This is a genomic window from Serratia sp. 22278 (assembly GCF_052045405.1).
GTDB lineage: Bacteria > Pseudomonadota > Gammaproteobacteria > Enterobacterales > Enterobacteriaceae > Serratia > Serratia marcescens.
In genome coordinates this window covers 150,939-165,347 of sequence record NZ_JBQEOW010000008.1, presented here as the reverse complement: position 1 = coordinate 165,347, position 14,409 = coordinate 150,939, and the positions used below count along the sequence as shown (strand labels likewise).

15 protein-coding genes and 1 riboswitch are annotated in these 14,409 nt (G+C 61.5%); of the genes, 6 read left to right on the top strand and 9 right to left on the bottom strand.

Going from position 1 to position 14,409, the window contains the following annotated elements; all coding sequences use genetic code 11:
* Positions 1 to 5: 5 nt before the first annotated feature.
* The 4 genes from ACTJJ6_RS16310 to ACTJJ6_RS16295 all read right to left on the bottom strand — a co-directional run bounded on the left by ACTJJ6_RS16310 (position 6) and on the right by ACTJJ6_RS16295 (position 2,978).
* Positions 6 to 464, bottom strand: coding sequence for an inhibitor of vertebrate lysozyme family protein (locus ACTJJ6_RS16310; RefSeq protein ID WP_033639640.1), 459 nt, complete (start codon positions 462 to 464; stop codon positions 6 to 8).
* A gap of 84 nt (positions 465 to 548) precedes the next feature.
* Positions 549 to 1,349 (bottom strand): bifunctional hydroxymethylpyrimidine kinase/phosphomethylpyrimidine kinase, encoded by an 801-nt coding sequence (gene thiD / locus ACTJJ6_RS16305; RefSeq protein WP_033639638.1) that lies wholly within the window; start codon positions 1,347 to 1,349, stop codon positions 549 to 551.
* Positions 1,349 to 2,140, bottom strand: a complete 792-nt coding sequence (gene thiM / locus ACTJJ6_RS16300) for a hydroxyethylthiazole kinase (protein WP_342177780.1) — start codon at positions 2,138 to 2,140, stop codon at positions 1,349 to 1,351. The genes thiD and thiM overlap by 1 nt, the downstream gene beginning before the upstream one ends.
* Before the next feature lie 35 nt (positions 2,141 to 2,175).
* A riboswitch (TPP riboswitch) is annotated at positions 2,176 to 2,272 on the bottom strand.
* A gap of 91 nt (positions 2,273 to 2,363) precedes the next feature.
* The gene (locus tag ACTJJ6_RS16295; RefSeq protein WP_033639635.1) at positions 2,364 to 2,978 is read right to left on the bottom strand and encodes a TetR/AcrR family transcriptional regulator; all 615 of its coding nucleotides are present in this window, start codon (positions 2,976 to 2,978) and stop codon (positions 2,364 to 2,366) included.
* A gap of 217 nt (positions 2,979 to 3,195) precedes the next feature.
* On the opposite strand from ACTJJ6_RS16295, the gene ACTJJ6_RS16290 reads away from it, so the two are divergent.
* From ACTJJ6_RS16290 to ACTJJ6_RS16275, 4 genes are all read left to right on the top strand, one after another.
* The gene (locus ACTJJ6_RS16290) at positions 3,196 to 3,459 is read left to right on the top strand and encodes a YtcA family lipoprotein (RefSeq protein WP_004941494.1); all 264 of its coding nucleotides are present in this window, start codon (positions 3,196 to 3,198) and stop codon (positions 3,457 to 3,459) included.
* A 10-nt stretch (positions 3,460 to 3,469) separates the two neighbouring features.
* Complete coding sequence (gene mdtN, locus ACTJJ6_RS16285; RefSeq protein ID WP_049299965.1) at positions 3,470 to 4,507, top strand: multidrug transporter subunit MdtN; 1,038 nt, start codon at positions 3,470 to 3,472, stop codon at positions 4,505 to 4,507.
* A 4-nt stretch (positions 4,508 to 4,511) separates the two neighbouring features.
* Complete coding sequence (locus tag ACTJJ6_RS16280) at positions 4,512 to 6,476, top strand: FUSC family protein (protein ID WP_440803480.1); 1,965 nt, start codon at positions 4,512 to 4,514, stop codon at positions 6,474 to 6,476.
* Positions 6,477 to 6,546: 70 nt separating this feature from the next.
* Positions 6,547 to 6,972 (top strand): GNAT family N-acetyltransferase, encoded by a 426-nt coding sequence (locus tag ACTJJ6_RS16275; RefSeq protein ID WP_143779322.1) that lies wholly within the window; start codon positions 6,547 to 6,549, stop codon positions 6,970 to 6,972.
* On the opposite strand, the gene ACTJJ6_RS16270 is transcribed toward ACTJJ6_RS16275, so the two are convergent.
* Complete coding sequence (locus ACTJJ6_RS16270; protein ID WP_143779324.1) at positions 6,969 to 8,192, bottom strand: MFS transporter; 1,224 nt, start codon at positions 8,190 to 8,192, stop codon at positions 6,969 to 6,971. The two genes, ACTJJ6_RS16275 and ACTJJ6_RS16270, sit on opposite strands and share 4 nt — an antisense overlap.
* 95 nt (positions 8,193 to 8,287) lie before the next feature.
* Between ACTJJ6_RS16270 and ACTJJ6_RS16265 the strand changes: the two genes are divergently transcribed.
* Positions 8,288 to 8,737 carry a winged helix-turn-helix transcriptional regulator gene (locus ACTJJ6_RS16265; protein WP_440803475.1) on the top strand — a complete coding sequence of 150 codons (450 nt, stop codon included), beginning with the start codon at positions 8,288 to 8,290 and terminating at the stop codon, positions 8,735 to 8,737.
* Positions 8,738 to 8,743: 6 nt separating this feature from the next.
* Here ACTJJ6_RS16265 and ACTJJ6_RS16260 read toward each other — a convergent pair whose 3' ends face one another.
* Positions 8,744 to 9,004: a DUF1158 family protein gene (locus tag ACTJJ6_RS16260; protein ID WP_048325223.1), complete on the bottom strand. Its 261-nt coding sequence runs from the start codon at positions 9,002 to 9,004 to the stop codon at positions 8,744 to 8,746.
* Positions 8,976 to 9,530: a DUF2778 domain-containing protein gene (locus tag ACTJJ6_RS16255; protein WP_229705521.1), complete on the bottom strand. Its 555-nt coding sequence runs from the start codon at positions 9,528 to 9,530 to the stop codon at positions 8,976 to 8,978. Before ACTJJ6_RS16255 ends, ACTJJ6_RS16260 begins: the two co-directional genes overlap by 29 nt.
* 183 nt (positions 9,531 to 9,713) lie before the next feature.
* On the opposite strand from ACTJJ6_RS16255, the gene rluF reads away from it, so the two are divergent.
* Positions 9,714 to 10,583 carry a 23S rRNA pseudouridine(2604) synthase RluF gene (rluF, locus tag ACTJJ6_RS16250; protein WP_016929734.1) on the top strand — a complete coding sequence of 290 codons (870 nt, stop codon included), beginning with the start codon at positions 9,714 to 9,716 and terminating at the stop codon, positions 10,581 to 10,583.
* Positions 10,584 to 10,721: 138 nt separating this feature from the next.
* Here rluF and ACTJJ6_RS16245 read toward each other — a convergent pair whose 3' ends face one another.
* Both ACTJJ6_RS16245 and ACTJJ6_RS16240 read right to left on the bottom strand, forming a co-directional pair.
* Complete coding sequence (locus ACTJJ6_RS16245) at positions 10,722 to 13,799, bottom strand: autotransporter outer membrane beta-barrel domain-containing protein (protein ID WP_440803470.1); 3,078 nt, start codon at positions 13,797 to 13,799, stop codon at positions 10,722 to 10,724.
* A 195-nt stretch (positions 13,800 to 13,994) separates the two neighbouring features.
* Entirely contained in the window at positions 13,995 to 14,309 is a 315-nt protein-coding gene (locus ACTJJ6_RS16240; RefSeq protein WP_004941478.1) for a lipoprotein, read from the bottom strand.
* Between the last annotated feature and the right edge of the window lie 100 nt (positions 14,310 to 14,409).

Here is a 14,409-nt window from a genome sequence, read left to right as displayed (position 1 = left end):
ACAGATCATTTCCAATCGGGATTGTTCTCGAACTGCTGCTTCAGCAGCGCTTTCATGTCGTCATTCGGCTTGCCGAGCCACTGGTACTTGGCATACTTCTTCGGATGATCGACGGCTTCCGGCCGATCTTCCACTTCCACCCGCACGCCCCAGGCCTGGGATTTGTCCGCGCTGAACGCCACGATCAAAAAGTTATTGCCGCAGTCGTGGGGCTTGCACAGGTTGCCGACCAGATACTCTTTGCCCTTCCAGTTCAGATTCTGCGCCGGCGTAGAGGTGCCGACGCCCTTGCGCGCCCAGCCCGGCATCCGCGCCTGGCCTTTCACCATGTTTTGCCAGCTGGCCTGATACCCCGGCTGCTGAATCAAATCCGATGTGGTGACGATTTGTTGGGCAAAGCTGCCCGCGCTGAAGCTGAGCAGTGCGCCAAAGAGGGCGCAACGCAGCGCCTGGTGTCCCGTCATAGTCCTTCTCCCTAGGTTAAATCAGGTTTCGCCCATAAAACCGGGCCTGAACTAGTCAGACCACGGTTGCGGCAAAAAGTTGACTCACCACCAGGCGTGAAAATGATGCACCGGCCCGATGCCGTGCCCCACTTCCAGCGTATCCGCCTGTTGCAGCGCTTGTTGCAGGTAGCCCTTGGCGGCGGCCACCGTGGCCGCCCAGTCGGCATGGCGCGGACGCAGCGCCGCCAGCGCGGCCGAGAGCGTGCAGCCGGTACCGTGGGTGTGGCGGGTAGCGACGCGCGGCGCGGTAAAGCGCTGCTCGCCTTCGGCGGTAAACAGCCAGTCCGGGCTCTCGCTTTCGCTCAGGTGGCCGCCCTTCATCAGCACCGCCCGGCAGCCCATTGCCAGCAGCGCCCGCCCCTGCTCGCGCATCTGCGCTTCATCTTCCGCCGGCGCGCACGCCAGCAGCGCCGCCGCTTCCGGCAGGTTCGGCGTAATGATCGACACCAGCGGCAACAGCTCGCGCCGGATAGACGCCACCGCCTCCGGCGCCAGCAACGGATCGCCGCTTTTCGCCAGCATCACGGTATCCAGCACCACGAACTCCGGCCGATAATGGCGCAGGCGTTCAGCCACCGCCTGCACGATGTCGGCGTTGGCCAGCATGCCGATCTTGACGCTGTCGATGCGCACGTCGCTGAACACCGAGTCCAGCTGCGCGGCGACGAACGCCGGATCGATGTAATACACCGACTGCACGCCGCGGGTATTCTGCGCCACCAGCGCAGTGATCACCGAGGTGCCGTAGGCGCCGAGCGCCGAGAAGGCCTTCAAATCGGCCTGAATACCTGCGCCGCCGCTGGGATCGGTGCCGGCGATGGTCAGCGCGTTGATGCGTTTCATCACAGATCCTCCCCGCGCAGTTGATACAGAGCATCGAGGAACGCCGGCGTAAAGCTGCCCGGCCCGCCAGCCTGCCTGGCCGCCAGGCCGCCGCAGTGGGACATCACCCGGCAGGCGGTCGCCACATTGTCCAGGCGATCGCCCGGCAGGGCGCAAAACGCCGCCGCCACCGCCGACAGCGCGCAGCCGGTGCCCACCACCCGCGTCATCAGCGGGGAGCCGCCTTCGATCGCCCAATCGCGTTGGCCGTCGGTGACGTAATCCACCGCGCCGGTGACCGCGACTACCGCGCCGCTGCGCTGCGCCAGCTCACGCGCGGCGGGCAATGCCGCCAAGGAATCGTCGCCGCTGTCCACGCCGCGGCCGCTGGCCAGCAACCCGCTGAGCGCCATGATTTCCGAGGCGTTGCCGCGTATCGCCGCCGGTTTCTCGTCCAGCAGCTGTTTGGCGAAGGCGGTGCGGTAGGAGAGCGCGCCGACCGCCACCGGATCCAGCGTCCAAGGCTTGCCGGCCCGATTGGCGGCGGCCACCGCCGCGCGCATCGATTCGGCGCGCAGCGCGTTGAGGGTGCCGACGTTGATCAGCAGGCCGTCGGCCAGCGCGCTGAACTGCGCCGCCTCTTGCGGCTCCACCACCATCGCCGGGGAGGCGCCGAGCGCCAGCAGCACGTTGGCGGTCAGCGATTGCACCACTTCGTTGGTCAGGCAGTGGATCAGCGGAGGCCGCTGTTGGAATTGAGTCAGGCAGGCCGCGGCGCGAGCGCCGGGTAGTGCATCAGGTCGAGCGATCATATTCCTCCCAACCGGCGTTCAAGAAGGCGGCGCCGGTTGGGCGGCCGTGACTTCCCTACGCTGGCATTATCCAGATCAGGTAATACGGGTATTTCTCAGCCTTCACGCAGAAGGGCACCCCGAGTCATGAAAATCAATAGGTTGTGATCAACGTTGCGTTAATCCCTGAGTGGGATCATGCCAGCGGCGGCGCGGACAAACAAGCGAATAAATTCGCTCGCGCCTAAGCGATGTTGCCCTCTTTTCCCGCCAGATACAGGCTCAGCACGCCGGGCAGCTCCGCCAACGTAAACGCCACGCTCTGCGGCGCCGTTTTGAAGATGTGATGCAAGGTGCCGGCCACCAGGCTTTGCAACAGCCGGGTTTGCTGCAGGATCTCCGCTTCGGCGGTCTCGGGGCGGCGCAGCTGCAGCACTCGGGCGATCAGCGCCAGGAAGCTGGACTTTTCGTCCGGCAGGTTCATTTCCCGCATCACCGGCAGGTAGTCGGCGTGCTCGCGCAGGTACTGCGCATAGGGTGAAAACAGCCGCTGGATCACCGCTTCAGCGGAGAGGCGCCGCCACTCGTCGTCGCTGGCCAACGCCATGTCGCGCACCAGCGCCTCGATCGATTCAGTGTGCCGATCCGCCAGCGCCTTGATCACCGCGTGGCGATCGGGGAAAAAGTGATACATCGAGCCGATGGAGGTTTTGGCGTGTTTGGCCAGCCGCTGCATGCTGAGCGCCGCCAGGCCATCCTGCGCCACGATCGCCGCCGCTGAATCCAGAATGGTTTGTACGCGTTGCCGCCCTCTTTCCTGCTGCGGCTCTCGCCCGGTGATGTGTTCGTCGATTTGCATATTCGTTTCTGCCCGCTGTCATCAACGCATTATACCCATTTGCCGCCGCGAAGGCAGGGTGACACAAAAAACTAGATTAACTCCTCTAGTTTAGAGTAGAGTATTTATTCTAGTTTACCCTTGCGCAAGCATGAGGGTGACAAACAGTGACCTCACTCACTGAAAAAGAGTCATTTCATTCGGCCCGTCGACCAAGCCAATCGCCAGAGAACGCCCTATGCCCGACAAAAAACTGCTTATCACCTGCCTGACCGCGCTGTTGCTCACCGGGTGCTCGCCGGCACCGTCCATGGTGGTGTTCGGCGCTTCGTTCCCCGACTGGCTGTTTTGCCTGTGCGGCGGCGTGGCGGGCATGGTGGCGATCCACCTGCTGCTGCGCACCCCGGAAAAACGCGCCTGGCTGGCGCCGCAGCTGCTGACGTATCCGGCGCTGACCGCGCTGATCGCCATGCTGACCTGGTTACTGGTTTTCCCCCACTGAGACTGACGCCATGACCCAACCACAAACCTCCAACAAGCGCAGACTGCTGGTGCTTACCATCCTGGCGTTGACGCTCATCGTGGCCGCCGCCGTCGTCTGGCGGGTGGAAAACGCCCCCACTACCGACGATGCCTACGCCTATGCCGACACCATCGACGTAGTGCCGGAGGTGAACGGCCGCATCATCGAGATGCCGATCCGCGACAACCAGGAAGTGCGGCAAGGCGATCTGCTGTTCCGCATCGATCCGCGCCCTTACCAGGACGCGCTGGCGGCCAGCGAAGCGCGCCTGATCATGCTGAATGAACAGATCAAGCTGACGCAGCGTTCGGTCAACGCGCAGCAGTACAACGCCGAATCGATGAACGCCATCGTCAAACGCTCGCAGGCGCTGGTGGCACAGGCGACCGACACCCTCAACCGCCGGCAGAAGCTGCTCGGCAAGAACTACGTTTCGGCGGAAGAAGTGGAAACCGCCCGCACCTCCCAGCGCTCGGCGCAGGCGGAACTGCAGGCCGCATTGCTGCAGGCGAAACAGGCGGAAGCCGCCGTCAGCGGCGTCGAAGCCCTGGTCGCGCAGCGTGCCGAAGTGCAGGCCGACATCGCCATCGCCAAACTGAACCTGGAGTTCACCGAGGTGAGAGCGCCGTTCGACGGCCGCATCGCCTCCCTGAAAACCACCGTCGGCCAATATGCCTCCAGCGCCAAACCGGTGTTCACGCTGATCGACACCCGCCACTGGTACGTGGTCGCCAACTTCCGCGAAACCGACCTGAAAGGCGTGCATCCCGGCGTGCCGGCCACGCTGTATTTAATGAGCGACGCCGGCCAGACCTTCAGCGGCAAGGTGGAATCGATCAGCTACGGCGTGCAGCCTGACGACGGCGGCACAGTGCTGGGCGGGCTGCCCAACGTGTCGCGCAACATCAACTGGGTGCACGTTTCGCAGCGCTTCCCGGTCAAGATCGCGGTAGAGGCCCCCAACCCGGCGCTGTTCCGCGTGGGCGCTTCGGCGGTGGCCAAGCTGAACCTGCGCCATGAAGAATAAAACGATGTCTCACGGCTGGCTGTCCCAGTTGATCGACGAGCTGCGCCCTTCGGACAGCCGCATCAACCTGGTGATCCGCGCCCTGCTCTCCAGCGCGATCGCCATCGTGATCTCGCAGACGCTGCAGGTGCCGTGGCTGGCGCTGTCACTGATCGCTGTCTTCTTTATCACACAGTCCAATATCGTGATCACCCGCGCGATCGGCATCCTGTTTTTCGTCAGCTCCACGCTGGCGATCGGCGCCGCTATCCTGGTGCTGAAATTCACCTACGACTACCCGATGCTGCGCATCCTGCTCTCCAGCGCGCTGTTTTTCCTCAGCGTGTTCCTGATGCGGGTGACCAAGGTTGGGGTGCTGTTCTTCCTGATGGCGCTGGTGGTGATCTACACGCAAAGCTTTGTCGATCTCACTCCGCAGGCGGAAGTGGTGATACGGCTGGTGCTGTGGGTATGGGTGGCGATCAACTACGCCATCCTGCTCACCCTGATCGTCAATACCCTGCTGCTGCCGGCTGAACCGCTGAAACAGCTAAAGGGCCGGATGAACGCGGTGTTGGACGAAACCCGCGCTATGTTGGCCAACGGCGGCGAGACGCGCGATCTGAGCGCCATCTCGCAGCACGCCACCGAGCTGCACAAGCTGCTGCGCTTTTCGGTGATGCGCAGCGATCGCTGCCGCGCCAACGAGCCCGGTTATCTGGCGCTGATCACCTTGGTGTTGCAGCTCAATATTCTGGCCTACCAGCTGCCGCCGGCTTTCGGCGCGGCCGCGCGTCAATTGGCGCAAGAGATAGACGCCGCCTGCCGCGCGCTGCAAACCGCGATCAGCCACGACAGCGCGCTGCGATTTTCCGTCGCGATCGCCGGCAGCGACGATCCGCAGGTGCCGGCGCCGCTCAATGAAATGGCCGGCCTCCTGCAGGTCTACGCCAACCGCAGCGACTACGCCGACGCCCTGCAGGCCGCGCCGCCGCCGAAAGTGCCTTTCTTTACCCCCGACGCCCTGACCAACCCGGTTTACATCCAGTTTTCGTTGAAAACGCTGCTGACCGTGCTGGTCGCCTACGTGTTTTATACCGCCGTCGATTGGTCCGGCATTCATACCATCATGCTGAGCTGCCTGATCGTGGCGCAGCCCAGCCTCGGCGCCACACAGCGGCGGGCGCGGCTGCGTCTCGGCGGCGCGGCGATCGGCAGCCTGCTGGCGCTGATCTCGGTGGTGTGGATCATGCCTCACCTCGACAGCCTCGTCGGCTTGCTGCTGCTGACGCTGCCGGTGATCGCCCTCTCCGCCTGGATCGCCGCCGGCTCCGAGAAAATAAGCTATGCCGGGGTACAGATCCTGTTCACCTTTTCCCTGGCGCTGCTGGAAAGCTTCGGCCCGGTCACCGAGCTGACCGAGATCCGCGATCGCCTGATCGGCATCGTGCTGGGGGTAGGGTTCGCCACCTTCATTCACGCCACGCTGTGGCCGGAATACGAAGGGGAGTCACTGCGGCAGCAGGTTGCCAACGTGCTGCGGGAACTGTCGCGCTTCCTCGGCGGCGAGAACACAAACGCCATCGGCATCTGGCAAAAGATCGAGGGCTGCGAAGCGGTAGTGGCCCGGGTGACGCTGGAGCCCACCTGGCAGCTGGCGGACGATAACCATGAAAGCTTCACCCGGCATATCCAACTGATCTTTAACCAGACGCGCAGCCTGTTGCTGACCAGCGAAAAGCTCAACACCTATCTGGCAGGCGGCGGCGCGGCGCTGTCCGCGCAGGAACGCCAGGCGCTGATCGAGGTGCAACGTCAGGGCGGGCGCATTCTCGCCGAGTATGCGGCGCAGCTTTCCCGTGCGCCGCAAGCGTTGCGGGCGCCCGACTTTCATCCACCGTTGGCCGCCCTGCACGCCGACACCGTACGCCACCTGGTTCAGGAGCTGAGCGACGGAGTCAATCGCCTGCCCGCCTGGGGCGACGCCTAGCATTTTCCGTTTGTGGCCATGCACGCCCGGCGCAATGCGCTATAGTGAGCACAAACCACCGGGAGATGCCATGCAAATAAGACCTTACCAAGAGGCCGATCGCCCCTTCCTGCGCACGCTGTACCTGGCGTCACGCAAGGCGGCGTTCGGTTGGCGCGATACCTCGAACTATCTGTTGGAAGATTTCGACCGCGCGACGCTGGGCGAAGCGATTTGGGTGGCGGAAGACGGCGGCGTGCTGCTGGGATTCGTCTCCGTCTACCGCGAAGACAACTTCATTCATAACCTGTATGTCGATCCCCATCAGCCGCCGCGCGGCGTCGGCAGTGCGCTGCTGCAAGCGGCGCAAGCCACCTTCACCGCCACCGGCTCGCTGAAATGCCTGGTGAAGAATGAAAAGGCGCTGACGTTCTACCGCAAACACGGCTGGCGCATCATCTCCACCGGCAACGACGGCGAAGAAGATTATTACCTGATGCATTCACCAGCACGCTAGCTCTTACCCGCCGCATCCGGCATGCCGCGCAGCGTCAGCCGCCAAAACAGCAGTGCGCTCAGGCTGACGCCCGCCCCCAGCCAGCAGACGCCGCTCCAGCCCGCCCAGGCGTACATATGGGTGCCGGCAAAGGCGCCCAGCCCGCTGCCGACGGCGTAAAACAGCATGTAGCAGCCCACCAGCCGGCTATGCGACTGCGGGTGAGCGCTGAAGATCATGCTCTGGTTCAGCACGTGGATCGCCTGGCCCGCCAGATCCAGCAGCACAATGCCCGCCACCAGCCAAACCAGGCCGCTGCCAAGCAAACCGAGCGGCAGCCAGGCCAGCGTCAACAGCAGCAGACACGCGCCGCTGGCCACCTGCCCCAGCCCGCGATCCGCCAGATGCCCGGCGCGCACCGCCGCCAGCGCGCCCACCGCGCCGACCAGGCCGAACGCTCCCACCGCGGCATGGGTGAAGTTGAACGGCGGCCGGCTCAGCGGCAACACCAGCGAACTCCAAAAGAGGCTGAAAGCGCCGAACATCAGCAGCGCCAGCATGCCGCGAATTTGCAGCGTGCGGTCACGCAGCAACAGGCTCAGCATTGAACGCAGCAGCGCGGGATAACTCAGCGTGCTGGGCGCGGTGCGCGGCGCAGGCAGCAGGCGCGACAGGATCGGCAGCAATACCAGCGTCACTCCGGCTGAGAAGAAGTACACCGTGCGCCAGCCGCCGACGTCCGCCAGCGCGCCGGAGAGAGTGCGCGCCAGCAACAGCCCCAGCACCACCCCGCCCTGCGCCGCGCCGACCACCCGCCCGCGCTCCTGCGGCGCCGCCAGGGCGGCGGCAAATGCGATCAGCCCCTGCGTCATGGCGGTGCCCAGTAGCCCCACCAGCAACATCCCCGCCAGCAGCCAGGGCGCGCTGTGCGCCCAGCCCACCAGCAGCAGCGCACCGATCAGCCCCAGCTGTTGCCCCGCCAGCAATCGATGCCGGTTCAACCGATCCCCCAGCGGCACCACCAACAGCAACGCCAGCGCGCAGCCCAACTGAGTCACAGTGATCACCATGCCGACCGCCGCCAGGCTGATGGAAAAATCACGGGCAATGGCGTCCAGCAGCGGCTGCGCATAGTAAACGTTGGCCACGCTAAAGGCGCTGGCACCGGCCAACAGCAGCACCAGGGCGGCCGGCAGACGCCCCAGCGCCGCACAGGGGGGATCCAGCAGTTTGTCGCTCATCGCACACCTCAACCTAGTTTCATAATTAAACCCAATGAACTTTAGATGCGAAGGTTTTATAATGCAACCAGAATATGTCGCTGGAGATAAACGCCGTGAAACGTAAAAGCCTGGAAGACGCGCCGTGCCCGGTAGCGCGCACGCTGGATGTGATTGGCGACTGGTGGTCGCTGCTGATCGTGCGCGACGCCTTCGACGGCGTCACCCGCTTTAGCGAATTTCAAAAAGGGCTGGGGATGGCGAAGAACATTCTTGCCACCCGGCTGCGCGCCCTGGTGACGCACGGCGTGCTGGATATCGTGCCCGCCGCGGACGGCAGCGCCTATCAGGAGTATGTGCTGACCGAGAAAGGCCGCGCGCTGTTTCCGGTGATCGTTGGCCTGCGCCAGTGGGGGGAAGATCATCTGTTCGCCGAGGGAGAGGCGCACTCAACGCTGGTGGAAAGTGACAACGGCCGCCCCGTGCCGCGCCTGACACCGATCGGCAGCGCCGGGCAGACGCTCACCCCGCTGAATACCCGAGTGATGAAGGTGGGGGAACGGTGATGAGAGTTAGTGGCGGAGCCCGCAGCTCACCCGCTGAAAAACCTGGCGGATAAAGAGCCATTCCAGACACCCGGCCAGCAGATAAACCGCGCCAAAAACGAGCGCACCAAACCATTCCGTATCGTTAAAATGGAAAAAACCACTGGCGTCAATCAGCCAAGCGGTTTGATTCTGGTTTAGCCTGGGTACAGGAAAAAGCTTTATTGTCAGCACAGCCAGCCCAACAACAGCCAATACGTTAGCGAGCAACAGGGCAAATTTTTTCATAGCCTTTCACCTCGATAGTCCCATATGCCTGTAATGTCGTTCCCGGAACTCTGGCTGTTTTCGATTTCAGCAATGCAGCTCGCAGACGATTGAATTCGTTTTGGGAATAAAAGGTTACACATCCTTCGGATAATCCAAGTGGACCGATTGGATGCAACCTGAATTGTCCACGCATAATGCCGTTAATCCATGTTCTATCGTTAACTGTTCCATCATCTCTGTATAAAGCAAACCAACTATTGTGATCTACATTGGTCACAATATCTTTTATGAAAGTAATAGTCTGCGACTTTAAACCACCGGATGGCCGATCCACAATCCAGTAAGTACCGGCTGGTATAGCCCCGTGATTGGGAACATCTGTGCATCCTGGTTGATTTGTATACTGTTTATTACCAGAAAACACAGAGAACATCCCAACCCCTTGACACAACAGAGTGTTTATTTTGTTTCCATTATGAACTAAAAAGCAGCGAAGCATTTTATTTCCCCCATCCTTTGGCTGAGCACCGATAATATCCAGCAAATAAAATTTTATCTATCTTATTGATTTTGTGAATATTGTTAACTCATGATGATAGAATCAGCAATGAGTAAGGCCCAATCAGCATTGATGGCGCATGCATCACCTTCCGCTATTGCATCTATTCTCGAACAGCTTCCGCAACCCCCAGCGGGTAATGTATAGTCCGCGTTTTACGGAGATCCCATGCTGACCAACTCATCCATTCGTTTGAACAAATACATTAGCGAGAGCGGCATCTGCTCACGCCGCGACGCCGATCGATACATCGAACAGGGCAACGTTTTCATCAACGGTAAACGCGCCACCGTTGGCGCCCAGGTATTTGCCGGCGATGTCGTGAAGGTTAACGGTCAGCTGATCGAACCGCGCAATGAAGAAGATCTGGTGCTGATCGCGCTGAACAAACCGGTCGGCATCGTCACCACTACCGAAGACGGCGAGCGCGACAACATCGCCGACTTCGTCAACCACAGCAAGCGCATCTTCCCGATCGGCCGCCTGGACAAAGATTCGCAGGGGCTGATCTTTCTGACCAACCACGGTGACCTGGTCAACAAGATCCTGCGCGCCGGCAACAATCACGAGAAAGAGTATCTGGTGACGGTCAACAAGCCGGTGACCGACGAGTTTATTCGCGGCATGGGCGCCGGCGTGCCGATGCTGGGCACTGTGACCAAAAAGTGCAAGGTGAAGAAAGAAGCGCCGTTCGTGTTCCGCATCACGCTGGTGCAGGGGCTGAACCGTCAGATCCGCCGCATGTGCGAACACTTCGGCTATGAGGTCACCAAGCTGGAACGCACGCGCATCATGAACGTCAGCCTGAAAGGCTTGCCGCTAGGCGAATGGCGCGATCTGACCGATGACGAGCTGATTGAGCTGTTCAAGCTGATTGAAGGCTCTTCGTCAGAGGCCAAGCCGACGAAGAAAGCCCCGGCCAAATCTGCCCCGGCGAAAAAGCCGAGCGCCGGCGGGCCGAAAAGCGCCGATAAAACCGCTGCGCCGGCCGGCCGCAAGCGCTTTACCCAGCCGGGGCGCAAGAAAAAAGGGCGTTAAACGCCTTCCCCCGCTCAGCCCGCCGTTGCGCGGGCTTTTTTATCATAAAAGTCAGTCGCAGGCCGCCACTGAGTTCTCACCATAAAAAAGGCCCGCATCAAGCGGGCCAGTCGGTACCAGAGAAGTCTAGAGGGAAAATCAGAACGACCAGCGCAGGTTGGCGTTGACCGAATTAACGCGGGTATCGGCGCCGAATTGCCCCTGATAGCCGACATCCAGCGTCGCGGCGCGCGACAGTTTCACGCTCACGCCGATATCGCCCACCATCACGTTGTCATCCACGGCCTGGCCCTGCGTGACGAACGCGTCGCTGCCGGCAAACGCCATGCGCGATGAGGTGTTCTTATCGCCGTAAGCATGTTGCCATCCGAGCGAGCCGTAGAGGCTGACGTTCTTCGGCAGTTCGGTCACGCCGCGCACCCCGAGCGTGGAGTAGAAGGTATTCATCGTTTCATTGCGCACGCTCAACGCCGCCGCGCCGCCCGACTCCTGGAAGCTGTCGGTATGCAGGCGGATATAGCTCAGGTTGATGAACGGTTCGACGTTCATCTCCGGCTGGCCGAAACGGTAACCCGCTTCGGTGAACGCCAGCAGCGAGTTCGCGTCGTAATCTGACTTCAGCCGATCCGAGAAGCCGCTGAAATCGACGTTGCGCTTGCCTTCAATCTTGTGCCAGGTGTAACCCAGCGCGCCGCGCAGTGAGAACGCATCCTGCTGCCCGGCCGCATACAGACCGAGGTGGTAGTTGTCGGTATCGGCCTTGGAGCGGCGGCTGTCAACGTCGTAGTCGCCGCGGCTGTAACCGAAGTAACCGCCGATGCGCACGTTATGGTCCGCCAGTTTGCGATCAGCCCCCAACAGGAAGCCGGTGGTATTGCCATCCAGCTTGCCCACGTTGCCGTTGCCGCTGTTTCTGCCCCAGGAACTGAAGGTCTGCCCCCAGACGCCGCTGTTTTGCGCCTGCGCCGGTTGCACCAACGACATCGCCAACGGCGGTACCGGCAGGCTGTCGTTGTCGAACAGGCGCAGCATGCGCTGGTTCAGCACGTTGAACAGCTGGGTGCTGCCGGCGATCAGGTTAGACTGCATCGACGGATAGACTTCGCCGGACAGCTGATTGAACGCCTCGCGCGCTTCCGGCGCGCTCAGCAGCAGCAGCGAGTTGTACAGCGCCAGCGAAGGGCCGCTCTGCGTCAGCGTCGAGAGCGCGCCGGCGGTATTCCACTGGTTGCCGCTTTCGGCCACCGTTTGGAAAATGCCCGGCTTGCCGCTGCCTGGGTTCTCGCCCCCCGGGTTCTCGCCTCCAGGATTCTCACCGCCCGGGTTTTCTCCGCCCGGATTTTCACCGCCCGGGTTTTCCCCGCCCGGATTCTCACCGCCCGGGTTTTCCCCGCCCGGATTCTCACCGCCTGGGTTTTCCCCGCCCGGATTCTCGCCGCCAGGGTTTTCCCCCCCCGTGTCTTTCTGTGCGATGGTCAGATCCACGGCGTTGGCGCTGTGCTTCAACGCCACATCGAGGAAGGCAGACTTGGAGACCGCCGCCGCGAACTGGCCTTCAATGCCGCCGTCCGAGGTCAGAATGCGGTAGCTTTGGCCAGTTTTATAGCTGGTTTGCGGATCCAGCGCCGTCACCTGCACTTTGGCCTGATCGCTGATGGTGGTTTTGCCCGCCACCAGCAGTTGATCGCTGCGTCCGTCGCCGGCGATATCGACGTCATAGAAGGATTCGCCGATAAAGTTCAGGTAGCGTTTCAGCGTCAGCGTGCCGATATTGCCGTCGCCGGGCGAGATATGGCCGCCGGACAGGCTCTCGGTCTGGCCCAGCGTGCCGTTGCCGCCCAGCGTGCCGCCGGCCTTGATCGACGCTGCGCTGCTGTAGCCCTGCCCATTATTGACATCGGCGCCCGCCGTCGCGTTGAGGATCAGCGTGCCGCCGTTCTCGGCGCTGAGGGTTTGGATCTCAAAGATGTCGTCTTCTTTCTGGGTGTTGATGTCGCTGGCGATGATGAGCTTGCCGCCGCGCGCGGTGACGTTCGCCTGCAGGCCAGTGAGATCGCCGTTCAGCGTCGTATGCCCGGCGGTGTTGATCACCTCACCTTCGCCGCTCATCTTGTTGCTGAAGACGTAATTGCCGTCGGTATGGTTGAAGTACACATAGCTGCGGAACAATCCGCCCCGCAGGGCGATCGCCGTCTGGGCATCGATAGTGCCTGCAGCGCCCGCCGCGCCGAGCGTCGGCTCGGTCAACCCGGTGCCGGTATCCATGTTGCCGCGGCTGCCGATAATCAGCGCGCCGCGGTTAGAACCGGAACCGGCCTTGCCCAGCACCACTTCGTTGCCGCCGGCGGAGAATGTCCCGCCGTCCATGACCGCCAACACGCCATTGCCGTAATCGCCGACGTTGACGCTGCTGCCGCTGGTAAACCGTGAGCCGTTGCCGGCGATCGTCAGCTCGGCGGTTTTACGCGCGCCCGAGACGCCCGCCACCTGAATATTACCGACGTTGACCGCGCCGCCGTTCAGCACGTCCAGATCGCCGTAAAGCGTGAGCGCGCGGCCGACGTTCCATTGGGAATTGGCCCCCGTGACCGTGGCTTTCGGGCTCAGCGTATCGGTCTCGCCCGGCCCGCTGCCATTGCCGATGCGCGCGTCAAAGGCGGTGTTCAGCACCGCGCCGTCTTCAATCGCCAGCGTGGATCGCGCCCCTAAGTCGGTGCCGACGCTGAGAAAATTGCTGGTGACGCGAGAACCGGCGCCGGTGGCGATAAGGTGGCTGTCGTAGCCGCGGGTGGTGCCGACCACGATCTCTTTCGCGCTGGCCAGCGCGCCGTCTTCAACCCGCAAAGTGCCCCGCCCCAGATTCAGGCCGCCGCGCAGCACGAACTGATCGTTCACCGCGTTCAGCTCGGCGTTCGGCCCGCGGACCGTGACCAGGCTGTCATGAATTTGGCCGTTGAACATCCGGCCGATATTGATGTTATAGGCGCTGATCTTGCCATTCTCGATCAGCAGGTTGCCGCTTTGATTACGGCCGACGTAAACGTCCCCGGTGTAGGCCAATGATTCGGTAATTTTTGAGTCGCCGTCAAAAATGGCATCGTCTGCGCGAGCGATATCGGCAGACGCCAGCATCAACAACGGCGCAGAAAATAGAGCGAGGTAAAGTTTGGAAAGCGGTGTTCTAACCGCTAAAGGGTGCGATGTCTTGTCATTCACGGGCTATCTCCGTACTCGTTAGCGTGATGTCGCGAAATTTATTGTTATAGGGAACTCAATACACTAGAGGAGGTGTGAGGCGTTATTTCGCGCACGCCGGTTTAGTGATCGTCGAAGCAAAAGCTTATTGCCCCCCGGCGCTGACGCTCCGACGATGAAAAACCAGGAAGCGGTAATACCGCCCCCCAAAACGAATTATTTATGCGTGACCACCGGCGTACAGGTCGGCGCGCTCAGCGACGGCGATGAACCTAAAATTCCCGGCATCATCAGCGACGAGCAATCGAAAATGCGGCCTTTTTCCGTGGTGGCGCGATAAGAAAGTTTTTGGCCGCCCAGCGCATCCGGCTGCGCGCCATTGACGTTGGTCACGGTAATTTCGTCCGACGATCCCAGCCCCAGCATTTTGGCGGTTTCCGCCTGCAGCAATGGAATGGCCTGATCGGTTTTCAGGGTGGAACAACCGGCTAGCATCATCGTAACGGTTAAAGCGATAAGTGGTTTCTTCATAAATTATCCTTTATAACCAATCAGTTAAAATTACCGATTGGCTTTATGTTTTCTCTTATCCAAATCCTCGAATAATATATTTCCCTTTCCTAAACGAAAA